This is a genomic window from Xanthomonas bonasiae (genome assembly GCF_017163705.1).
In the GTDB taxonomy this organism is placed as follows: domain Bacteria; phylum Pseudomonadota; class Gammaproteobacteria; order Xanthomonadales; family Xanthomonadaceae; genus Xanthomonas_A; species Xanthomonas_A bonasiae.
In genome coordinates, this window is sequence record NZ_JAFIWB010000017.1 from 78,453 (window position 1) to 100,800 (window position 22,348).

Sequence of the window (22,348 nt, forward strand, 5' to 3'; positions counted from 1 at the left end):
TTTCCACGCGCCTTGACGGCTTTCCCGCGCATGGCGCGCATCATCGATAGCCTGCATGCCCCTCTCCATCGAATCCGCCGCTGCGCGCGTCCGCGAGGCCGTCCATTCCGCCACTGTTGGCCTGGTGGGGCGCGACCAGCTCGCCGAATTGATGGTGCTGGCGGCGATCGCCGAAGAACACCTGCTGATCGTCGGTCCGCCCGGTACCGCCAAGAGCGCCGTGGTCAGGCGCGTCGCCGCCGCTCTGGGCGGGCGCTATTTCGAATATCTGCTGGGCCGTTTCACCGAGCCGTCCGAGCTGTTCGGTCCGGTGGACCTGCGCAAGCTGCGCGAGGGCCTGGTCGAAACCGACGTGGCCGGCATGCTGCCGGAGGCGGAAGTCGCTTTCCTCGACGAGGTGTTCCTCGGCTCGACCGCCATCCTCAACACCTTGCTCGGCGTGTTGAACGAACGTCGGTTCCGGCGCGGCCATACCGACGTGGCCTGCCCGCTGCGCATCTGCGTGGGTGCGGCCAATGCGCTGCCCGAGGACGAGTCGCTGGCCGCCTTCGCCGACCGGTTCCTGCTGCATCTGTTCGTCGATGCGGTCCCGGACCACCAGTTGGAAGCCTTGCTGGCCGGCGGCTGGCAGGCCGAGCGCGCCGAAGTCGTGCATGCGGCCGACCTGGCCGACCTGGACATGCTCGCCAGGCAGGTGCGGCAGGTGCAGATGGACGACGCGCGCGGCGCCTTGGCGCAGGCGGTCCGAAAGTTGCGCGAAGCAGGGCTGACGCTGTCCGATCGCCGCATCGTCAAGACGCAGCGCCTGGTGGCGGCGGCGACCGTGCTGGCCGGGCGCAACGTCGCCACCGAGGCCGACCTGTGGCCGCTGTTCTATGTGATGCCGACGCGCGAGGCGCAGGCCGCTGCGCAGGATGCGCTGCGCGATACCTTGGCGCTGGCTACCAATCCGACGCTGCGTGCGGCGGTGGAACATGCGGCATTGCAGCCGATGTCGCGCGTGGCGCGGCTGCTCGAGGCGGCCCAGGGCTGCCTGGCCGATGCCGATCCCGAGGACGCCGCCGCGCGCACCGCCGCCGAAGCGGTGTTGCGCGAGATCGACGCCAATTTCACCGATGCGTCCCTGCCGCAGGCGCTCGCCGCCGAGCGCGCGCGCCTGATCGAGCGGATCGGCGCCGCCGCATGACGTGGTCGTGGCACGACGATCCTGCGCCGCCGCCGCCGCAGGGCGTCGTGGGCATCGGCCAGCTCGCGCGGCGCTTGCTGGAGCGCGCCACGCGCAGCGAGACGGCAGATGCGCTGATGGCGACGGCCAGCGACGGGCTGCTGGTCCTGACCGGGCCGGCGTCGGCGCTGCCCTGGCTCGACGGCGTGCTGTACATCGCGCCGCGCCCGGAAGCGCCGGCGCTGTGGTTGCCGACCGCGCAGCGTCCGGGCATCGCGCTGGACCTGCTGGCGCAGGCCGTTGCGCGCCGCCATCCCGATCCGCCGTGGCTGATGCTGCGCGCGCCGGCGGCGCTGGTTCCGCTGAACCGCCTGCTGCCGCTCGGCGCGACGCTGGCGGAGCAGATCCGCCGGCGCTGGGCGGCATGACTGCGGCGCCGACGCTGCCGCCGGCGCTGCAGCCATGGCACGCTTGGTTGGCATGGTTCGAGCCTGACATCGCCGCGATGCTCGGCGACTGGCTGGTGCGGCTGGAGCCGTTGCTCGGCCGCGGCGCCGCGCGCGTGCAGCACGGCATCGCCGATCCGGACGGCATCGAGGATCTGCGCCGGCGCGGACCCTACGAACGCCTGCTGTTGAGCGAGTGGGCCGTGGCCGACCTGCTGCCGGACGAATTCCTGCGCCGCGCCGCGCATCACGAGCACCTGTTCCTGGCGCCGAAGCTGATCCAGCGCCAGACCGACGCGCTGGTCGTCGCGCTGTTCGACGCCGGCCCCACACAGCGCGGCGCGCCGCGCCTGCTGCACGTGGCGATGTGGATCCTGCTGGCGCGCCGCGCGCAGGCGGCACGCGCACGCTTCGCCTGGGGCGTGCTGCAGCGGCCGGGCGAGATGCACGACGCGGGCACGGCGGACGCCTTGCGCGGACTGCTGCAGGCCCGCACCCACCAGTTGGCGACGGACTCCGAACGCAGCGCCTGGCGCGCGCACCTCGCCCGCAGCGGCCAGGCGGCCAGCGAGTGCTGGTGGATGACCGGCAACGACGAGGCCGCCGCCATCGGCGACCACAGCGTGAAGATCCGCCAGGACTTCGATGGCCAGTTGCACGTGGCGGTCAGGACCGGTCACGCGCGTCGCGAACTGGTGCTCGGCATCCCGCGTTCGCCCTGCGCCGCGCACCTGCTGCGCGGGGATTTCAGCGCCCCGCCGACGCAACCGGTGGCGGCCCCCAGCGACACGCTGAAGGGCAGGTTGTCGCTGCGCCAGCCGCCGCTGTTCAGCGTCGATGGCCGCTATGTGGCGCTGCCGCTGGCGGGCGAGCACCAGGCGGTGATGCTGAAGATCCCGCGCGAGGGCCGCCACAAGAAGGCCGCGCCGCGCTACAGCGCATGGACCTCCGACGCCGATCTGATCGGCGGGGTCATCGTGCACAAGGATTTCGCCGGCATCGTGGCGACTCAGGGCAGAGGCCTGTATTTCTGGAAGATGCCGGGCTTCAGCGTGGTCACGCGGCCGCCGGCCGACGCCTTCGACACGGTGCCGGGCACCGCGCGCTGGCTGCGCTGCGCCTGGCTCAAGGGCGGCGCGCAAAAAGCGCAGACGCAGCGCGTGGTCGCCCTGGATGGCGCCGGACACCTGCTGTCGTGGACCAACGCCAGCACCAGGCCCGGGCGCGATGCTCCTGCCCACGCCAAGGTGGACGACGATGTGCTGGCGATGCAGCAGATCGACGCGCAGCGGCTGGTGTATGCACGCTACGCGTCCGGCCATCTGCGGATCAGCTACCTGCACCGCGAGGGCAACACCGAACTGCTGACCCAGCTGACCGCGCCATCGCGGCCGAGCCAGCTGGTGTTCCGCGGGCTGATGCGAGATGGGCAGTGGCAGGGCGCCATCTGTCTGGAATATCGCAGCGACCAGCGCGATGGCGGACGCGTCTACCGCCTGTACCAGGGCGGGCCGCAAGACGGCTATTCCGAACTGGAACTGCGTCCGCCGCCGGCCTGGAAGCTGCTGGGCCTGGTGCCGGACCCAAACAGCGCCGAGCGCAGCCAGCTGTTGATGCTGCGCCCGGATCGCCGCACGCTGGTCGCCATCGGCGAGCATGGCCAGGAGATCCTGTATCAGGCATCCAGCGACATCAGCGCCGCGTCGGTTTCCTTCGATGGCGACGCGGTGGCGTTGGTTGACCTGGCAGGGCAGCTGCTGGTCCTGGGCGATGGCGGCCGCCGGGTGCTGATGCGTGCGCACGGGCAGCGCGGAGGCGATCTCGATGGATGAAGCGGTGAATGCGGCGAACGCGGTCGGCACCGTGCGCGATCCGCTGTGGCGCGGTCTGCAGGAGCTCGACGGCTTGTGGTGGCCTGCCGGCATCCTGCCTGCGCCGCTGCGGCTGGCGCGGATGCTGGCCGCCTGGCACCCCGGCTGCCGGGCCTATCGATTCGACGCCGGCGACGCGCTGTGCTTCGCCCGCGTCCAACCGCTGTATTGCGAAAGCGTGGGCGCGGTGCCGTTGCGCCGGTTGCACGGCGCGCTGTACTCCGCGCCGTTGACGGCGGCGGAGCTGGCCGCGCTTCCGGCCATCGATCTCGGCCTGGTCGCCGGTGCCGCGGTGGTGGGGCTGCGTTTCGATCAAGGCACGCTGCTGGACCTGTCCGAAGCGATCGCGCTGGACGACTACCCGCTGCACGACACCTACGACTGCCGCGTCCCGCCGCCGGCGCTGGACGTGGCGCAGCTGCAAGGCAAGGACGTGCGCGGTGCGCTCGGCGAGGCCATCCCGCCACGCAGTGCCGAAAGCGAAGCGTTCCTGCAGGCCATGGCCGGCGCACGTCCGTCAGGCTCTCCGCGGGGAGGCATGGCCGCGGTACGCGAAGGCGTGCTGGGTGCCGTCCTTGCCCTGTTGTCGCAAATGCTGTCGCGGCAGACCGCGGCTGCCGCACCCCACGGCAGCGTGGCCGCGCGCCAGTCCGGCGGGCGCCCCAGCGCCTGGCGCGACGCACTCGCGCGGCTGGCTGCGATCAGCCGCCTTGGCAAGCTGATCGGCTATCGGCACGGCGCCTATCTCCGCCGCATGATGGCGATGTTCGAGCAGGGCGACCTGGACGAGGCGCTGCGCAATGCCCTGCCGCTGGACGGGGCCGGGCAATCCCTGGGCCAGGCGTTCGGCGCCCCGGGCCGGCGCGACAGCCTGCAGCTGTCCGGCCGCATCGGGCAGAGCGCCAATCTCGGCCTGGGCGACGACCTGACCGAGCACCTGCGGCGCATGTACCGCGAGGCGTTCGCCGCACTGGACCACAAGGGCAGGATCGACGAGGCCGTGTTCGTGCTGGCCGAGCTGCTCAATGCGCGGCAGGAGGCGTTGGACTATCTGGTCCAGCACGGGCGCCATGCGCAGGCCGCCGAGCTGGCGCTGGGCTGGGACATGCCGCCGGCGCTGATCATCCGCCTGCTGATGCTGGCCGGCGACCAGCGCCGCGCGATCCAGGTGGCGCGGCGCGACGGCGCCTTCGCCGACGCGGTACAGCATCTGCAAGGCGCCCATCCGGCGCTGGCAGGGCAGCTGCGGCTGGAATGGGGCCACGCCCTGGTCGAAGGCGGCCACTGGCTGCAAGCGGTCGAGGTGGTCTGGCCGCTGCGCGAGGCGCGCGAGGTTGCGCTGCAATGGCTGCTGGCGGCCGAACAGGCGGGCGCTGCCCTGTCGGTGCGCGCGCTGGTGCAGCGCGCCAGCCTGCTGCCGGACTCGCTGCAGCAGTACGCGGCCAGGATCGAGGCGCTGGCCGATCCAGGCACCGACCCTTACCCGCGGGCCGCATTGGCGGAGGCCTTGCTGGCGATCAAGGGCAACGGGATCGCGCTGCGCCGCCTCGCCGCCTGCGTGCTGCCGGCCGTCGCCGCCGATTGCAGCGCAGGCCGCAACGGCATGGGGCGCAGCGACCTGGATCGGCTGATGCAGCTCGCCGCCGACGCCTGCCTCAAGAGCGACATGCCGCCGTGGCGCGTTGCACAGGCCGGCAGACCGTCGCCGTTCTGGCTGCTGGACGAGGCCCTGGACTTGCCGTTACCCGCCGCCGGCGCGCACCGGATCCACGACGCGGCGGTGCTGCCCGACCGTCACTACCTGGTGGCCCTGGGCGAGGCCGGTGCCGCCGTGCTCGATGCGCGTGGCCGGGTGACCCAGCGCTACGCGGCGCCGGCATACCGCTTGGTGCTCGCGGCGAGCGGGCAGGTGGCCCTGGCGGTGGCGCCGCGCGAGCATGTGGCGCGAATCGCGCGCCTGGACCTGGCGACCCGCAGCAGCGTCGAACTCGGCGCGATGGCCTTGCAGTTCTCCGCCCCCACGCTCAACGGGACCGGTTGGACCGTGGTGGTGAACGACCGCATCCTGGTGATCGACGTCGGCAAGGGCCTGGGCGAGGTTCTGTGGCACGTGGGCGACCTGCCCGGTCCGGTCGCCGCCGCCGGTTTCTTCGCCGACTGCGAAGTGTTCCTGGTGCGCACCGGCAACACGTTGCAGGACTGGACGTATTCCTTGCCGCACAGGCGTTTGCGCGGCCGCGACGAAATCGCGCTGCTGGACGGCTTGCCGGTGCTGCCGCATCGCTGCGGCGCGATGCAGCAGCCGCAGCTGGAGGTGCGCGAGGACGGCGAGGTCGCCTTCGTCTACCGCGACGGCGCGCGGCAGCGTGCCTGCGTGCTGCCGCAGGTGCAGGCCGAGGCGCTCCAGGGCGAGCACTTCGTCGCGCTCGAGCAGGGCATGCTGGTCGGCGTGCATCTGCACGCGTGCAGCCGCTACTTCGTCATCCGTTTCTCCGATGCCGCTTGCATCGCCACATTGGAGACGCCGGCGGGTCTGCCGCTGGGCGCGCGCGAGCAAGCCGAACACCTGCTGCTGTATGCCGCGGACGGCCGCCTGCTGGACATCGACCTGCGCCTGTCGGTGGCGCACCCGCTATCGGTGCTCTGATCGGCTCGCGGCCAAGGCGCTGTCGAAGCCGAGCCTCTGCATGCGGCCGCCGCCGAGCGTGCTGGCCTCATGAGCCCTGGTTATCTCGCTATGCCGCCGGCAACGACGTCACTTGGAAAAAGCGCTGCGCTGGCGTCTAGAATCAGGCGATGCCGTTGGACTCGCCCGAATGCCTGCAGCGCCCTTCCTGATCCTCGAAACCGGCGAGCCGGTGGCGACGATGCGGCGCTATGGGCGCTTCCCGCACTGGATCCGCGTCGCCGCCGGGTTGGCCGAGCGCGACACGGTGGTCGCCAATGTCGCCGGCGGCGCCGCATTGCCCGCGCGCACGGGCTTCGCCGGCATCATCGTCACCGGCTCGGCCGCCTTCGTCACCGACCGCGCCGACTGGAGCGAGCGCTCGGCCGACTGGCTGCGCGAGGCCGCCCACGCCGGCACGCCGCTGCTGGGCATCTGCTACGGCCACCAGCTGCTGGCGCACGCGCTGGGTGGGGAGGTGGCCTACAACCCGGCCGGGCGCGAATCGGGCACCGTGCACATCGACCTGCATCCGCCGGCGTTCGACGATCCGCTGTTCGCCGGCCTGCCCGAACGCTTCCCGGCGCACGCCACGCACCTGCAGACGGTGCTGCGCGCGCCGGCCGGCGCCACCGTGCTGGCGCGCTCGGCGCAGGACCAGTGCCATGCCTTCCGCTGGGGCGAGGCGGCCTGGGGCGTGCAGTTCCACCCGGAATTCGCCACCCACCACATGCGCGGCTACGTGCACGCCCGCGCCGAGTGTCTACGCAGCGCCGGCCGCTGCGCCCGTACCATCGCCCGCGAGGTCAGCGCCGCGCCGCTGGCGCGCAAGCTGCTGCGGCGCTTCGTTCAGCACGCGCGCGGCCAGCAAACCGCCGGCGGCCAGGCAAAACCGCGATAATCTGTACAGGCGCCGCGCTGTACGGCGTCCCCCACTTCGGATTGGCAATGATCGAGATTCGCAAGCTGCCGGCCTCGGCCGGCGCGGAATGGCTGTTGAGCGGAATTGCGCTGCTGCGCCGGGCGCCGCTGGCGCTGGGGCTGCTGGGCGTGATCTGGGGCCTGGCGGCGCTGTTGGCGCTGCTGATGGGCGCGCTGAATCCGACCCTGGGCATGCTGGCGCAACTGCTGCTGGGCCTGGCCGGACCGCTGCTGTTCGGCGGGCTGGTGTGGGCGGTGCGCGAAGTGGACCAGGGCCGTGTCGCGCAGCCGGCGCATCTGCTGCAGGGCCTGCACGACGGCCGTGCGCCGCGCCTGCTGGTGGCGCTGCTGCCGCAGGTGCTGGTCGGCCTGGCGCTGGGTGCGCTGGCCCTGGTGGTGGTCGGCCAGAGCGGCTGGGAGCAGCTGGGCACGGTGATGAACCAGCTCAACGAACTCGGCCAGTCCAGCGCCCAGCCGGATCCGGCGCAGGTCGAGCAACTGGTGGCCACGCTGCCGGCGATGCGCATCCTGCTGTGGCTGCTGATGGTGTTCGTCGGCTTCGTGGCGGTGACGCTGACCCTGTTCGTGCTCGCCCCGCAGGTGATGTTCGACGGCCGCGGCGGCCTGGCGGCGATGCGCAACAGCCTGCGCGCCTGCCTGCACAACCTGCCGGCGATGCTGGTGTTCTTCGTCCTCGCCTTCATCGCGATGTTCGCGCTGTATTTCGCCCTGGTGCTGGTGATCCTGCTGGTGCAGGCGCTGGCCGGGCCGACCATCGCCGCCCTGGTCGCGCAGTTGCTGCTGATGGCGCTGGCGATGCCGGCGCTGGCCGGCGCGGTCTACGCGGCCTGGAAGCAGATGTTCGTGCACAGCGGCGACGCCGCGCCGGCGGTGCCGCCGCCGCCTTCGAATGTGTTTGCGGCTTAAGGGCCGGGATTTGGGATTCGGGATTGGGGATTCGTAAAAGCGGGAGCTGACGGTTTCCCGGTCGTCGCTTTTGCAGAGCTCTAGCCTTGCCAGGTCGTCGCATCTGTAGGAGGGGCTTCAGCCCCAACGCTTTGGCGGCGCCAAGGCCAGAATCGTTCCCGCACAGCGCCGCCGCGCCAGCCTTTGCGAATCCCTAATCCCGAATCTCCAATCCCGGCTTCTTGGTCACCGCACTAGCCGCAATGATGCCGATCTCGTACAGCAGGCACATCGGGATCGCCAGCATCAGCTGCGAGACCACGTCCGGCGGGGTCAGCACCGCGGCCAGCACGAAGATGCCGACCACCGCGTAGCCGCGGCCTTCGCGCAGCTGCTGCGGGGTGACCCAGCCGAGCAGGGCCAGGATCACCAGCGCCACCGGCAGCTCGAAGCTGGCGCCGAAGGCGAAGAAGATCGCCAGCACGAAATCCAGGTAGGCGCCGGCGTCCGGGGTGAGCTGGATGATGTCCGGCTTGAACGTGGTCAGGAAGTGGAACACCGCCGGCAGCACCAGGAAATAGGCGAAGGCGCAGCCCACGTAGAACAGCAGCACGGCCGAGGCCAGCAGCGGCAATGCCAGGCGCTTCTCGCGCTGGTACAGGCCCGGGGCGACGAACGCCCAGGCCTGGTACAGCAGCCACGGCACGGCGATGAACACGCCCACGAAGAAGGTCAGCTTGAGCGGGGCGAACACCGCGCCGGCCGGGTGGGTGGCGATCACGCTCTGCCCGATCGGCAGCTGCGCCAGCATCGGCGCGGCCAGCCAGGTGTAGATCGGCTTGGAGAAGGGCAGCAGCGCCAGCACCACCACGCCCAGGCCGATCAGCGCGCGCACCAGGCGCGCGCGCAATTCGACCAGATGCTCGATCAGGCTGCTTTCGGCTTCCGGATTCATCGCGGCGCCTCAGGGTCGCCGTTGGGCGGTGCGGCGCCAGGCGCCGGCGGTGTGGGGGCAGGGTCGTGCGCGGCGGGCGCCGGCGCGTCGCCTGGTGCGTGCGCATGCGCGGTCGGCGCGGCTGGCGTGGTGGCCGGCACCGCGTGGTCGGCGGCGGGAGCGCCGGACGGCGGCAGTGGTTCCGGCGCTGGCGTCGGCTGCTGCGGTGCGATGGCCGCAGGCGCGCCCTCGGCCAGCGGTTCCGGCCCGGTCGGGTCGATCTCGCGACGCAGCGCGTCGGTCTCGCGCTGCAGCTGCTGGCCGCTGTCGCGCAACTGCGATTCGGCCTGGCGCAGCGAGGCCTGCACGTCCTGCAGGCTGCGCTTGAGTTCCTCGGCTTCCAGTTCGCGCTCCAGTTCCTGCTTCACCGAGTCCCACTGCGCGCGCGCGCGGCGCACCCACAGGCCGGCGAAGCGCGCTGCCTTGGGCAGGCGTTCCGGGCCGAGCACCACCAGCGCCACCACTGCGATCAGCAGCAGTTCGCTGAATCCGATATCGAACACGCCGACAGCGTCCTATTCAGCGCGCGTCGCGGTCGCGCTCGGCCTGGGTCTCGCGGGACTGCTCGCTGCTGCGCGACTCGTCGCCGAGCTGGCCGGCGGGCTTGTCCTCGTCGCGCATGCCTTTCTTGAATTCCTTGACCGCACTGCCCAGATCCTTGGCGCCGCTGGTCAGCCGCTTGGTGCCGAACACCAGCAGCACGATCACCAGCACGACAAGCCAGTGCCAGATGCTAAAACCGCCCATGATCCGCTCGCAGAGAAGTCGTAAGGAATAAGGAGGATAACGCACCGCGCCGCGGTGCGTTCAGTGCGGCACGCCGTGCCGCGGATTCTAGCGGTTGCCGTCCAGCGACTCGGTGCGGATCTCGCCTTCGGACACCGGCTGGAAGCCCTGCTGCGGCGGCGTCTGCGGTGGCGCCTGCAGCGGCGCGGTGCTGGCGCCGTCGGCGGCGGCGGGTTCGGCCACCGGCGGCGGTGCGGCCTGTGCCGAAGGCTGCGGCCGCGGCGGCGGCGGGCCCATGGCGGCGCGCCCGGCGCTGTCGGTGCCGCGGTTCTGCCGCGCGGCGTAGGTGGCTTCCTCGAGCTTGTCGCGGAAGGCGACCACGTCGTTGGACGGCAGGCCGGTGGTGCGGCCTTCGAAGATCATGCGCGGGGTGGTGTTGCTGCCGTACACGTTGAGGTCGGCGGCATCGTCGATCTGCAGCGCCGCGCCGTCCAGCGCCACGCCGGCGAACAGGCCGCGCGCGCGCGACCACGACCAGATCTCGGCCTTGAGCTGGCCGTCGGTGGCGGCGGAGGCGTTGCGCCCGACCGGGCCGGCGGCGACGCCGGCATCGGCGCCGAGGGTGAACTTGCCGTTGACGATGTTGTCCAGGCTGCGGTCGTTGCGGAACACCAGCACCACGTCGGAGGACTGCACGCCGACCTGGAAGCCGATGCTGCCGCCGGTGAGCTTGACGAACACCGGGTTGGACCAGGTGCCGTCGGGACGCTTGACCGACATCAGGCCGTGGCCGCGGCGGCCGCCGATGACCAGGCCGGCCTTGAGCGTGTCCGGGATCACCACGATCGCGCGGCCCTCGTCGAGCAGCTTGTCGGGGATGGATTGCTCCGGGATCTCCTGGATGTCGGTCAGCACGCGCAGCGCGTTGCGGGCGCGCTCGTCTTCTTCCGGGCCGGCCACGGCGTGGCCGACGAACAGCGTGGTACTCAACAACAGGGCGAGGCGCGGCAGGCGGGGCATGGCGGGCTTCCGAAATAGGTCCGCAGCAAGATACTGCAAGTCCTTGAACTTAGTCACAGCGCAATGAATCGGCAATGAGTGCCACCGCAATACGCGGGCGTGTCGATCGTTGCGATAGACACGATCGCGACACGCACGGCAGGCGGCTCTGCCACAATGTATGCATGAGCGACGCACCCGAGACCGCCGTGCTGGTGGTGAATCTAGGCACGCCCGAGGCGCCGACCGCGCCTGCGGTCGCCCGTTACCTGGCCGAGTTCCTCGGCGACAAACGCGTTGTGGCCATCCCCAGGCTGTTCTGGTGGCCGCTGCTGAACTGGGTGATCCTGCCGCGGCGCTCGCCGCGTTCGGCGGAGAAATACGCGCTGGTGTGGCTGCCGGAAGGCTCGCCGCTGGCGGTGTACACCCGGCGCCTGACCGAGGGCATGCAGCGCGAACTGCCCGGGCACCGCGTGGCCTGGGCGATGCGCTACGGCACCCCGGCGCTGGCGCCGGCACTGGACGCGCTGCGCGACGGCGGCGTGCGCCGGATCGTGGTGCTGCCGTTGTATCCGCAGTATTCGACCACCACCACCGCCTCGATCGAGGACGTGGTGCAGGCCTGGCAGGCGCGCAATCCGCAGCTGCCGGTGACCCTGATCGAGGACTATCCGACCGACCCGGCCTGGGTCGAGGCGGTGGCCGACAGCGTGCGCGCGCACTGGGCGCAGCACGGCCGCGGCGAGACACTGTTCTTCTCCTTCCATGGCCTGCCGCAGCGCGTGGCCAACAACGGCGACCCGTATCCGCAGCGTTGCGAGGCCAGCGCGCAGGCGATCGCCGCGGCGCTGGGCCTGGGCGCCGGCGAGTGGCAGCTCGGCTACCAGTCGCGCTTCGGCGCCGAGCGCTGGCTGCAGCCGTATGCGGAGCCGAGCCTGTGGCAGCTGGCCGAGCAGGGGACCAAGCGGGTCGACGTGATCTGCCCGGGCTTCGCCACCGACTGCCTGGAAACGCTGGAGGAAGTGGCGATGGGCTTTGTCGAGACCTGCGCCGCGCGCGGCATGCAGGTGCGCTACATCCCCTGCCTCAACGACGCCCCGGCGCACGCGCGCGCGCTGGCGCAGCTGGCTGCCCGCGCCGCATGACGCTGCGCACGTTCGCCTGCCCGTCGCGGGTGGGCACGCTGGCCGGGCTGCGCAGCGGCGATCCGCACGGACCCAAGGTGCTGGCGCTGCACGGCTGGCTGGACAACGCCGCCAGCTTCGTGCCGCTGAGCGCGCAGCTGCCGCAGCTGGACCTGGTGATGCTGGACCTGCCCGGCCACGGCCACAGCGACGCCCTGCCGGCCGGCGCCGACTACCTGCTGACCAGCGCGCTGCATCCACTGCTGGACGCGGCCGACGCGCTGGGCTGGGAGCGCTTCGCGGTGATCGGGCATTCGATGGGCGCGGCGATCGCCAGCACCCTGGCCGCGGCAGCGCCGCAGCGGGTCGAGAAATTGGTCGCGATCGAGATGCTCGGCGGCCTGGCCGAGACCGTGGAGGGCACGCTGGAGCGGCTGCGCGACAGCGTCGCCGCGACCCGCCGCGCCAACAGCGCGCCGCTGCGCGTGTTCCCCGACCTGGCCGCACCGGTACGCGCGCGGATGCAGGCCAACCAGCTCAGCGAGCCGGCGGCGCGGCTGCTGGTCGAGCGCGGGGTCGAGGCGGTGGAGGGCGGCTACGTGTGGCGCAGCGACCGGCGCCTGACCCTGCCCACCGCGGTGCGGCTGAGCGAGGCGCAGGTGCAGGCGCTGCTGGCCGGCATCGACTGCCCGGCACGGGTGATCTACGCCGACCCGGCGCAGCCGTATTTCCCCGAGCCGCTGCGCAGCGAGCGCGCGGCGCTGCTTCGCCATGGCCGCGTGCACCTGCTGCCGGGCACCCACCATCTGCACATGGAGCAGCCGGCCGCGGTGGCGGCGCTGTTGCGCGACTTCTTCTGAACCGCTGGCCGGCGCCGTTACGCCGCCCTGCCACCACCGCATCGTGCGACAGCCGCAGCGGGACGCTGCGCCGCTGGCCCGAACCGATGCCGTCGCATGTCCAGCACACGCCTGTGGACGCCGACGCGTGCGCGGAGGTCGCGTGCGCCTGCTCAAGTTTCCGGCATTGCCGCCGATAGACGCTGGGACGCGCGGCACGCCGCGGTTGCGATCCACCCGGCGTCACAGTTCGCCATGTTGTCGTAGGCCGGTCGCGTTTCGGTAAAGCTTGGTGGCCAGGGTACGCGTGGGCAATTGCGCCCGAACCTCTCCCCGCCCCGATGATCCGTCTCCTCCGTCGTTATCCAGTCGGTCCCCGACTGACCTTCGCCTTCGCGGCCTTGCTGCTGCTCTGCGGCGCGCTGATCGTCGCCAGCCTGGCCTCGATGGCCATGGCGCGCCACCAACTCGACGACATCAGCCTGGACAAGATGGAGAAGATCCGCCTGTCCGATGCGATGGTCACCGCCCAGGCGCGGCTGGAAATCGGCCTGCTCAACGATGTGATCCTGACCAACCCCGACGAGAAGCGGGAGATCGTGCGCGCGATCGGCCAGGCCGCGCGCGATTACGCGCAGGTGCGCCGCAAGCTGTTCGCGATGCGCCTGGATCCGGCCGACCGTACCGGCGCGCAGCGCCGCGCCGCGATCGACCAGGCCTATGTCCAGGTGCAGCCGTTCCAGACCCAGGTGCTGGCGCTGGCCGCCGACAACCAGAACCTGGACGCGCAGACCCTGAACCTGTACACGCTGCAGCCGCTGCTGGCGAACTGGCAGCAGGCGATCCAGCGCAATGCCGCGCACCTGCGCACGCTCAGCGACCAGGCCTATGTCGATGCGGTGGCGACGATGGCCCGCGCGCGCTGGATGCTGCTGATCGGCGGCGGCCTGCTGCTGGCGGTGGCCACCTGGCTGGGCTGGTGCATCACCCAGAGCCTGGTACGGCCGCTGCGCGAAGGGACGCGGATCGCCGCGGCGATCGCCGCCGGCCGTCTCGACGCACCGCTGCCGGTGCACGGCAACGACGAGGCCGCCGAGCTGCTGCGCAGCATGCAGACCATGCAGGCGCAGCTGCGCGCGGTGCTCGCCGAGCAACGGCAGATGGCGCAGCGCCACGCCGCCGGCGCGGTCGCGCACCGCAGCGACGCGGCGGGGTTCCCCGGCGAATACGGGCAACTGCTGCACGACGCCAATGCGCTGGTCGATCTGCACGTGGGCACGGTGCAGTCCACCGTTGCGTTGATGCAGCGCTACGCCATCGGCGACCTCAGCGAGGACATGCCGCGCCTGCCCGGCGAGCAGGCGGCGATCTCCGACACCATGGACGCGATCAAGGCCAACCTCGGCGCGCTCAACCGCGACATCTGGCACCTGGCGGCGGCCGCGGCGGCCGGCGATTTCAGCGCGCGCGGCGACGTCGGCCGCCACCAGCACGATTTCCGCACCATGCTGGAAAGCCTGAACCAGTTGATGGCCACCGTGGACGGCAACCTCGACGCGCTGTCGACGCTGCTGCGCGCCATCGCCTGCGGCGACCTGGGCGTGCGCATGCACGGCGAATTCCATGGCGTGTTCGCGCGCATGCGCGACGACGCCAACGCCACCGCCGACCAGCTGGCGGGAATCGTGGCCGGCATCCAGCAGGCGGCGGCGGCGATCGACAGCGAGGCCGGCGCCATCGCCGGCGGACACCAGGACCTGTCGCGCCGCAGCGCCGAGCAGGCCGGCGCGTTGGAGCGCACCGCGGCATCGGCGGCGCAACTGACCGAGACGGTCAAACAGAACGCCGCGCACGCCGACCAGGCCAACCAGCTGGCGACCGCCGCGGCGTCGGTCGCGCGCCAGGGCGGCGCGGCGATCGACGAAGCGGTGGCGGCGATGCAGGGCGTGCAGGGCTCGTCGCGCAAGATCGGCGAGATCATCGCGGTGATCGACAGCATCGCGTTCCAGACCAACATCCTGGCCTTGAACGCGGCGGTGGAGGCGGCGCGCGCCGGCGAGCAGGGCCGCGGCTTCGCCGTCGTCGCCAGCGAGGTGCGCGCGCTGGCGCAGCGTTCGGCCGGCGCGGCGAAGGAGATCAAGACGCTGATCGAGGCCTCCCTGTCCCAGGTCGCGGTGGCGTCGGCGCAGGTCCACGGCGCGGGCCAGACCATGGGCCGGGTGCTGGCCTCGGTGGGCGAGGTCAACGACGTCGTGGCCGGGATCGCGGTGGCCTCGCAGGCGCAGTCGGCGGGCATCGAACAGGTCGGCCAGGCGATGGCGCAGATGGACAGCACCACGCAGCAGAACCTGGCGCTGGTGGAACAGGCCACCGCGGCCTCGCATGCGCTGGAACAGCAGGCCGGCACGCTGGCCGCGGCGGTGGCGGTGTTCCGGCTGCAGGCGCGCGCCGAGGCGCCGCAACAGCGGCCCGCCATGGCCGCTCCGGCACCGGCCGAGCTCGACCTGGCCGTCGGCGCCTAGCCGGGCACCGCGTGGTCGCGCGGTGGCGTCGTGCGCGGGGGCTTTCCGCCCGCGCGGCGCTGCCGGAGCGCCCAGGACGGCCAGCGCGCGGGGATGGCCGCTGGCGGCTGAATGCGTCGCCTACACGGTGTTCGTGAAGCTTGTGTGTAGAAAAAATTTCGCTTAAGTTCCCGCCACGCCTGCCGACAAAACAGGCATAGACGCGATACGTCTTGTGTACGCGGCCCGATCCCGGCGTCCTGACATGCCGGCGTAGTGCCGCTCGGACCGTATCGTTCGCTGGTGCCGGAGGTCGCGCCAGGTGTGAGGTAGGCGGGGAGAGGGGGCCTGCCGGGCGCTGCGCATGGAGTTCTTCTTCCGCAGCGCTGAGGCGAAACCCGCCGTCCTTCCGTTTTCTCCGAATCTGTCCATCGCCACGGCGCTGCGCGCCTCGAGGCGAGCGATCCGTTCCCGAACGCCGCCGGATTCACCCGGCCTGTCGCGACTGCCTGCCTCGCCGCCGTGGCGCATTGTGCCGGCAGGGCGGTGCTGCGCCGCACCGGTTCACTGCGCCGCGGCCAACCGCGTGGTCGGCGACGCGAGGGCGATCCCTGTGCCGGTGCAGTCGCTGGTGTCCGGCGACGATTTCGTTGTGCATCGCGACCTGTAAGACCGTTTCTGCGAGCGGCTGTCCTCTTGCCAGGCGCTGGGTCAGCGTCCGGGCTGAAACAGCCTCATGCTTTTCTGCGTTTCCTTGCCTCGTGCGCGCGCAACGACGGCGCGCGAGACGCCCTAGCTCAACAGCCGCCGCAACTGCGCCTTCAGGCGCCGCCCATGCGCGTGGAAATAATCGCGCTCGGCACGCCAGGCCGGGAACCGGGCTTCCACTTCGCGCCAGAACGCGGGCGAGTGGTTGGCCTGGATCAGGTGGCACAGCTCGTGGACCAGCACGTACTCGAACGCCGAGGGCTGTCCCAGCACCAGCGCCAGATCCAGCGCCATCGAGCCGTCCGGCGCCAGCGAGCCCCATTGCGAGGACATCACCTTCAGCCGCACCCGCGCCGGCGCGCGCGGCAGCGAGGGCAGGTACTTGGGCAACCAGCGGCCGACATCGGCGCGCGCCTGCGCTTCGTAGAACTCGCGCAGCGCGCGCGCGATCGCCGCATCGCCGGCGCGCGCCGGCAACTGCAGCTGTGCGCCCTCGGCATCGACCTGCAGCCGCGCGTAGCGGCCCTCGCTCCAGCGCAGCGGCAGGCGTTCGCCGCGCAGCGGCAACCAGCCGGGCACGCCGCGCTGCAGGCCGGGTTCGTTGTCGTCTTCCTGATAGCGCGCCAGCTGCTCGCCGAGCCAGTGCCGGTGTTCGAGCAGGAAGCGCTCGCCGGACACCAGGCTGGCGCGCAGCGGCAGGGTCAGGCGCGCGCCGCGTTCGTCGACGCTGAGCTTGATCCGCCGCGCACGCGGGTCGCGCACGCGCAGCACCTCGATCTCGCGCTCGTCCAACCGCAGGCGGACGAGGTCGCGTTCGACGGCCGTTGCGGGCGGCGCGATCAGGCGACGGAGGAAATCGGGCATGCGCACAGCATACCGCTCATGCGCGCGCGCACGGTGACAGCGTGCACCGATCGCGCTGCATGCTTCAGCTGAATTTCCGTCACCGTCGCCGCCGGAGCGTTCGGCAGTGGAGCCGAGCAGCGCACGCCGCGGCCCCTGTAGGAGCGGTTTCAGCCGCGACGAACGAAGCCGGCAAGTTGTCCGGCTTCGGCTGCAGTCGGGACTGAAGTCCCTTCCACAGTGCACCCCGCCAGCATGCTGGGACTCCCTTGTGAGAGCGACTTCAGTCGCGACGAGCGGCGCCGGGAAGTTGTCCGGCTTCGGGAGCTGCCGATCGGGGCTGAAGCCCCTCCTACAGGGCACCCAGCCGGCAGACGCGCGGCTTGTGTAGGAGCGGCTTCAGCCGCGACGAGCGGAGTGGCGGAGTCGGCCGACTTCCTAGGCCGTCGGGGCTGAAGCGCATCCTGCAGTGCAGATGGCCGGCTTGGCGATCCACCCTTGTGGGAGCGACTTCCGTCGCGACGAGCGGAACCGGCAAGCCGAGCGGCGCGCTGCCGGCCTCGCCTCAGGTCTCCGCCTTGCTCAGCTTCAGCGCCTCTTCCAGCAGCAGGAACAGGCGCCGCACCTCGGCGCTCATCAGCGCGAAGCGGGCGTCCAGTTCGGCGCGCACGCCGTCCTGGTCGGCGTTCTCCAGCTGGTCGAGGGCGCCGTCGAGGAACTTCAGTTTGCGGATCACCAGGTCGTCGCCGAGCACGAAGGAAACGTGGTCGTCCAGGATCAGCGCCAGCTTGGTGACCTGCTTGCCGGCTTCCAGGTGCTTGTCGATCTCGTCGCAGCGCAGTTCCTGGTGCTGGCACTTGACCACCGCGCCGCCTTCGATCGGATCCTTCATCTCGCACTCCTCGCCCAGGCTCAGGCCTTCGGGCAGGGGCTCGCCGGCGATCCAGCCGGTCAGGATCGAGCGCGGCGCCACTTCCGCGTTCAGCGGCAGCGCCGGGAAGCTGCCCAGCGCGCCGCGGATCTCGGACATCACGTTCTCGCCGGTCTTGCGGCTGGAGGTGTCCACCGCGACATAGCCGTGCTGCAGGTCGAGCATCGCGTCGGTGCGCGAGGACTTGACGAAGGCGCGCGGCAGCAGTTCGTGGATCAGGTCGTCCTTGAGCCGCTTGCGCGCCTTGCCGCCGGGCCGACGGCCTTCCTTCTCCTCGATCTCGGCGACCTTGCGCTCGAGCAGGTCGTTGACCACCGAGCCGGGCAGGATCTTGTCCTCGCCGCCGACGGTCAGCCACAGGAACTCGGCGATGCGGTGCGACAGCACTTCGTGCTCGTCGCGGCCGAACGGGGAGATGAAGCCGCGCGAGCTCATTTCCAGCGGGCCGACCGGCTTGAGCTGCACCTCCGGCAGGAGCTTGTCGATCTCGGAGAAGTCGAGGGTGGTGGGGAAGCGGAACAGGGTCAGGTTGCGAAAGAACATCGAGCATCCAGCAGAAGGAAACGGAACGGCCCGGCGCCGTGCGCAGGGTGGGCGGCGGGCATTGTCGCATCGCTCCCGCCCGGATACCGCAACGCGCGGTTCAGCGGCGCGCGCGCACCGCCGGCGGCGGGCTCATGCGTCGTCGTCGTCGAGCGGCCAGCCCATGGCTGGCGGGGCATCGGCAGCGCCGAGCGTGCGGAAATCGAACAGCGCCGGGTCGGCCAGCTGCGACGGCTGCACGTTGCCCATGGCGCGCGCGATCTGCTCGACGCGGCCGGGATGCTCGCGGTCCCACTGCTGCAGCATCAGCCCGACCTGGCGCCGCTGCAGGGTCTCCTGGCTGCCGCACAGCGTGCATGGGATCAGCGGGAAGCCGCGCGCCTGTGCGTACTCGGCGATGTCGGCCTCGCGCACATAGGCCAGCGGCCGGATCACCACGTGGCGGCCGTCGTCGCTGCGCAGCTTCGGCGCCATCGCCGCGAGCCTGGCGTGGAAGAACAGGTTCATGAAGAAGGTGGCGACGAGGTCGTCGCGGTGGTGGCCCAGCGCGATCTTGCTGATCCCGTTTTCGGCGGCATACCGGTACAGCGCGCCGCGGCGCAGCCGCGAGCACAGCGAACACAGGGTCTTGCCCTCGGGCACCACGCGGCTGACCACCGAGTAGGTGTCCTGCTCGATCACGTGCCAGGCCACGCCGAGCGTACGCAGGTAGTCGGGCAACACCTCGGCGGGGAAGCCGGGCTGCTTCTGGTCCAGGTTCACCGCGACCAGCTCGAACGGCACCGGCGCCTTGCGCTGCAACTGCAGCAGGATGTCCAGCAAGGTGTAGCTGTCCTTGCCGCCGGACAGGCACACCATCACCTTGTCGCCGGCTTCGATCATGCCGAAATCGGCGATCGCCTGGCCCACCTGCCGGCACAGGCGCTTGCCCAGCGCCGAGGGCGTGCGCCGGTCGCGCGGGGCGGGATCGGCGAGGTGATGCGGCAGCGGCAGCGGCGTAGGGGTCATCGGCGCGCATTGTAGTCGGCGCGACCGAAAGCGCGTTGCGCGCGACGGATGCGCTCCCCGCGCGCGATCGCGACGCGGCGCACACTGCTGCCGGCGTGTCGCACTGTGCTGGCGCACACGCCGCGCGCGCGGATGGCGCAGCGCAGCAAGCGTTTCGCCGATGGGCTGGGTAAAGTCCGCCTGTCCCCCGGCTTGCGAACCGCATCTGATGGCCCCGTCGGCTTCCCTCCGCAGCGAAGCTTTTTTTAGCGCGGTTTCTGGTAGCGCTACCATAACCTCGCGTATGGCGCGGCGCGCCAGGCGCGCAGGCAACCGGATGCGGCGCCTGCATGCCGCCCGGGACTGCGCCTGCAGCATCCGCGCGACAGGTGCATGGGCCGGCCACGGCGATCGCGCCGTGCGCACGTCCGGGCCGGCGCTGCTCCATCCATGCGCGCCCGGGTCCATCCCGTTGCCCGCCGCCGCCGTCGCGGCCGAACCCACGTCTGCTTGTTCCTCCCACTCGACAGGATTCCACTTCCCATGAGCAACTCCGTCTACATCGGCGCCAAGGAATACTTCCCGGGCATCGGCCGCATTCCGTTCGAAGGCAAGGCCTCGGACAACCCGCTCGCCTTCAAGGTCTACGACGCGAACAAGCGCATCGGCGACAAGACCATGGCCGAGCACCTGCGCTTCGCGGTGGCGTACTGGCACAGCTTCTGCGGCAACGGCGCCGATCCGTTCGGCCCGGGCACGCGCGCCTATCCGTGGGACGCCGGCAGCGACGCGCTGGGCCGCGCCGAGGCCAAGGCCGATGCGGCGTTCGAGTTCTTCACCAAGCTCGGCGTGCCGTACTACTGCTTCCACGATATCGACCTGGCGCCGGACGCGGACGAGGTCGGCCAGTACGAGAAGAACCTCAAGCACATGGTCGGCATCGCCAAGCAGCGCCAGGCCGACACCGGCATCAAGCTGCTGTGGGGCACCGCCAACCTGTTCTCGCATCCGCGCTACATGAACGGCGCCTCGACCAACCCGGACTTCGACGTGGTCGCGCGCGCGGCGGTGCAGGTCAAGGCGGCGCTGGAGGCCACGGTCGAGCTGGGCGGGGAGAACTACGTGTTCTGGGGCGGCCGCGAAGGCTATGCCAGCCTGCACAACACGCAGATGAAGCGCGAGCAGGACAACATGGCGCGCTTTCTGACCATCGCCCGCGACTACGGCCGCAGCATCGGCTTCACCGGCAATTTCCTGATCGAGCCCAAGCCGATGGAGCCGATGAAGCACCAGTACGACTTCGACAGCGCCACGGTGATCGGCTTCCTGCGCCAGCACGGCCTGGACCAGGATTTCAAGCTCAACATCGAGGCCAACCACGCCACGCTGTCGGGCCACAGCTTCGAGCACGACCTGCAGGTGGCCAGCGATGCCGGGTTGCTGGGCAGCATCGACGCCAACCGCGGCGACCCGCAGAACGGCTGGGACACCGACCAGTTCCCGACCGACCTGTACGACACGGTCGGCGCGATGCTGGTGGTGCTGCGGCAGGGCGGGCTGGCGCCGGGCGGGCTGAACTTCGACGCCAAGGTGCGGCGCGAGTCGTCCGATCCGCAGGATCTGTTCCTGGCGCACATCGGCGGCATGGACGCGTTCGCGCGCGGGCTGGAAGTGGCCCATGCGCTGCTGACGGCCTCGCCGCTGGAGCAGTGGCGCGCCGAGCGCTACAGCAGCTTCGACAGCGGCGCTGGCGCGGCGTTCGCGGCCGGCAGCAGCACGCTGGCGGACCTGGCGGCGCACGCGGCCAAGGCCGGCGCGCCCAAGCAGGTCAGCGGCCGCCAGGAAGCCTACGAGAACCTGATCAACCAGTACCTGATCCGCTGATGCGGACCCTGCCGCCCGCCGCCGCGTCAGCGCCGTTCGGTGCGCGCGGCGGCCGGTGCGGCCACCGAATCGCGCTTGACCAGCTGATGAGCGAGCACATGATCGATCTTCGTCCGGGCCGTGCGTTCCTTGCTGCGGATGCTGCGCAACAGGATGTCGATCGCCGCATCGGCCATCGCCGCGATCGGCTGGCGGATGGTGGTCAGTTCCGGCCACACGGTGGTCGCGGCGGAGGTGTCGTCGAAGCCGACCACCGACAGGTCGCGCGGCACGTCCAGGCCGCGCCGGTGCGCGACCGAGATCGCCGCGGCGGCCATGTCGTCGTTGCTGGCGATGATGGCGCTGGGCCGATGGCGGCGCGACAGCAGTTTCTCGGCGGCGTCCAGGCCGGAGCGGTAGGTGTAGTCGCCCGGCTGCAGCAGGTGCCGGTCCAGGCGCAGCCCGGCTTCGGCCAGCGCCGCCTGGAACCCTTCGAAGCGGCGCGCGCTGGCCGACAGGTTGGAGCGGCCGGCGATGTAGCCGATGCGGGTGTGGCCCTGCGCGATCAGGTAGGCGGTGATGTCCTTGCTGGCGTTGAATTCGTCGATGCGCACGCAGGCGACCTGGTCGCTGAAGCGGTCGGAGGCGATCGCCACCACCGGCACCTTGGCGCGCACCAGCTCGCGGATCGCCGCATCCGATTCGCACAGCGGCGGCGGCAGGATCACCCCGGCGACACCGCTCTTGGCCAGCTTGCGCGCAGCCTTGCGTTCGGCTTCCGGGCCGAGGTCGTCCCAGTAGTCCATCACCACCTGGATCGAGGTGCGCGAGGCCGCGCGCAGCACCCCGACCAGCAGCTCGCCGAGGTAGGCGCCGCTGGGATTGCTGTAGATCAGCGCGACCCGCGTGCTCTGCGCGGCGGCCAGCGCGCTGGCCGCCAGGTTCGGCGTGTAGCCGAGCGTGTCGACCGCGCGCATCACCTGCTCGCGGGTGCTGTCGCGCACGTTGCCCTGGCCGTTGATCACCCGCGACACGGTCATCGGCGAGACCTTGGCCAGTGCGGCCACCTCGTCGATGGTCACGGCGAGGCTCTTGCGGCGAACCGATTTCCTGACCTTCTCCAAGATGCGCCTCTTCGTTGGCTTGCGGGCGTGGCTCGCGACCGGGGACATGCTGCGCAAGCCGCGTGTGCGGCGGCGCCGCGACACGGTGTGGATCCCGACACGAGTGACGCCTGCATGGTACCGGGAAGCCGGGTGGGCGGCGACCGCAGGCGTGCGCCGGCGCCGTGCCGGCGGGGGCGCGCATGAGCGGCC

Annotated in this window: 19 protein-coding genes; 11 read left to right on the forward strand and 8 right to left on the reverse strand. The window is 71.1% G+C overall.

Translation table 11 applies throughout. The features are described 5' to 3' along the window. The first annotated feature begins 55 nt into the window (after positions 1-55). The 6 genes from JR064_RS14740 to JR064_RS14765 all read left to right on the forward strand — a co-directional run bounded on the left by JR064_RS14740 (position 56) and on the right by JR064_RS14765 (position 7,995). On the forward strand, positions 56-1,186 hold the full coding sequence (locus JR064_RS14740) for an AAA family ATPase (RefSeq protein WP_206230214.1): 1,131 nt from the start codon (positions 56-58) through the stop codon (positions 1,184-1,186). Further along, positions 1,183-1,593 (forward strand): bpX5 domain-containing protein, encoded by a 411-nt coding sequence (locus JR064_RS14745; protein WP_206230215.1) that lies wholly within the window; start codon positions 1,183-1,185, stop codon positions 1,591-1,593. Before JR064_RS14740 ends, JR064_RS14745 begins: the two co-directional genes overlap by 4 nt. Then, positions 1,590-3,443, forward strand: a complete 1,854-nt coding sequence (locus JR064_RS14750) for a hypothetical protein (RefSeq protein ID WP_206230216.1) — start codon at positions 1,590-1,592, stop codon at positions 3,441-3,443. The genes JR064_RS14745 and JR064_RS14750 overlap by 4 nt, the downstream gene beginning before the upstream one ends. 4 nt (positions 3,444-3,447) lie before the next feature. Then, positions 3,448-6,129, forward strand: coding sequence for a bpX6 domain-containing protein (locus JR064_RS14755; RefSeq protein WP_338123899.1), 2,682 nt, complete (start codon positions 3,448-3,450; stop codon positions 6,127-6,129). 169 nt (positions 6,130-6,298) lie between these two features. After that, on the forward strand, positions 6,299-7,048 hold the full coding sequence (locus tag JR064_RS14760; protein ID WP_206230218.1) for a glutamine amidotransferase: 750 nt from the start codon (positions 6,299-6,301) through the stop codon (positions 7,046-7,048). Between the two features lie 47 nt (positions 7,049-7,095). Next, complete coding sequence (locus JR064_RS14765) at positions 7,096-7,995, forward strand: BPSS1780 family membrane protein (protein WP_179570193.1); 900 nt, start codon at positions 7,096-7,098, stop codon at positions 7,993-7,995. Between the two features lie 193 nt (positions 7,996-8,188). Here JR064_RS14765 and tatC read toward each other — a convergent pair whose 3' ends face one another. From tatC to JR064_RS14785, 4 genes are all read right to left on the reverse strand, one after another. Beyond that, on the reverse strand, positions 8,189-8,929 hold the full coding sequence (gene tatC, locus JR064_RS14770) for a twin-arginine translocase subunit TatC (protein ID WP_191826715.1): 741 nt from the start codon (positions 8,927-8,929) through the stop codon (positions 8,189-8,191). Then, positions 8,926-9,471 (reverse strand): Sec-independent protein translocase protein TatB, encoded by a 546-nt coding sequence (gene tatB / locus JR064_RS14775; protein WP_206230219.1) that lies wholly within the window; start codon positions 9,469-9,471, stop codon positions 8,926-8,928. Before tatB ends, tatC begins: the two co-directional genes overlap by 4 nt. A gap of 16 nt (positions 9,472-9,487) precedes the next feature. Continuing rightward, on the reverse strand, positions 9,488-9,715 hold the full coding sequence (tatA, locus tag JR064_RS14780; protein WP_179570189.1) for a Sec-independent protein translocase subunit TatA: 228 nt from the start codon (positions 9,713-9,715) through the stop codon (positions 9,488-9,490). An 87-nt stretch (positions 9,716-9,802) separates the two neighbouring features. After that, complete coding sequence (locus JR064_RS14785) at positions 9,803-10,714, reverse strand: lipid-binding SYLF domain-containing protein (RefSeq protein WP_191826717.1); 912 nt, start codon at positions 10,712-10,714, stop codon at positions 9,803-9,805. A gap of 164 nt (positions 10,715-10,878) precedes the next feature. On the opposite strand from JR064_RS14785, the gene hemH reads away from it, so the two are divergent. From hemH to JR064_RS14805, 4 genes are all read left to right on the forward strand, one after another. Further along, positions 10,879-11,838, forward strand: coding sequence for a ferrochelatase (hemH, locus tag JR064_RS14790; protein ID WP_191826718.1), 960 nt, complete (start codon positions 10,879-10,881; stop codon positions 11,836-11,838). Then, positions 11,835-12,677 (forward strand): alpha/beta fold hydrolase, encoded by an 843-nt coding sequence (locus JR064_RS14795; protein WP_206230220.1) that lies wholly within the window; start codon positions 11,835-11,837, stop codon positions 12,675-12,677. The genes hemH and JR064_RS14795 overlap by 4 nt, the downstream gene beginning before the upstream one ends. Before the next feature lie 320 nt (positions 12,678-12,997). Next, entirely contained in the window at positions 12,998-15,178 is a 2,181-nt protein-coding gene (locus tag JR064_RS14800) for a methyl-accepting chemotaxis protein (protein ID WP_206230221.1), read from the forward strand. Positions 15,179-15,521: 343 nt separating this feature from the next. Beyond that, positions 15,522-15,827, forward strand: coding sequence for a hypothetical protein (locus tag JR064_RS14805; RefSeq protein WP_206230232.1), 306 nt, complete (start codon positions 15,522-15,524; stop codon positions 15,825-15,827). Between the two features lie 122 nt (positions 15,828-15,949). Here JR064_RS14805 and JR064_RS14810 read toward each other — a convergent pair whose 3' ends face one another. The 3 genes from JR064_RS14810 to ttcA all read right to left on the reverse strand — a co-directional run bounded on the left by JR064_RS14810 (position 15,950) and on the right by ttcA (position 19,190). Next, complete coding sequence (locus JR064_RS14810; RefSeq protein WP_179570179.1) at positions 15,950-16,729, reverse strand: YgjP family zinc-dependent metalloprotease; 780 nt, start codon at positions 16,727-16,729, stop codon at positions 15,950-15,952. Positions 16,730-17,273: 544 nt separating this feature from the next. Continuing rightward, positions 17,274-18,182, reverse strand: a complete 909-nt coding sequence (locus JR064_RS14815) for a recombination-associated protein RdgC (RefSeq protein WP_179570177.1) — start codon at positions 18,180-18,182, stop codon at positions 17,274-17,276. Positions 18,183-18,314: 132 nt separating this feature from the next. Beyond that, the gene (gene ttcA, locus JR064_RS14820) at positions 18,315-19,190 is read right to left on the reverse strand and encodes a tRNA 2-thiocytidine(32) synthetase TtcA (RefSeq protein WP_179570175.1); all 876 of its coding nucleotides are present in this window, start codon (positions 19,188-19,190) and stop codon (positions 18,315-18,317) included. Between the two features lie 522 nt (positions 19,191-19,712). Here ttcA and xylA point away from each other — a divergent pair. Continuing rightward, positions 19,713-21,053 (forward strand): xylose isomerase, encoded by a 1,341-nt coding sequence (xylA, locus tag JR064_RS14825; RefSeq protein WP_206230222.1) that lies wholly within the window; start codon positions 19,713-19,715, stop codon positions 21,051-21,053. Positions 21,054-21,079: 26 nt separating this feature from the next. Here the strand turns inward: xylA and JR064_RS14830 are convergent, their stop codons facing one another. Continuing rightward, complete coding sequence (locus JR064_RS14830; protein WP_225210038.1) at positions 21,080-22,204, reverse strand: LacI family DNA-binding transcriptional regulator; 1,125 nt, start codon at positions 22,202-22,204, stop codon at positions 21,080-21,082. Positions 22,205-22,348 lie beyond the last annotated feature (144 nt).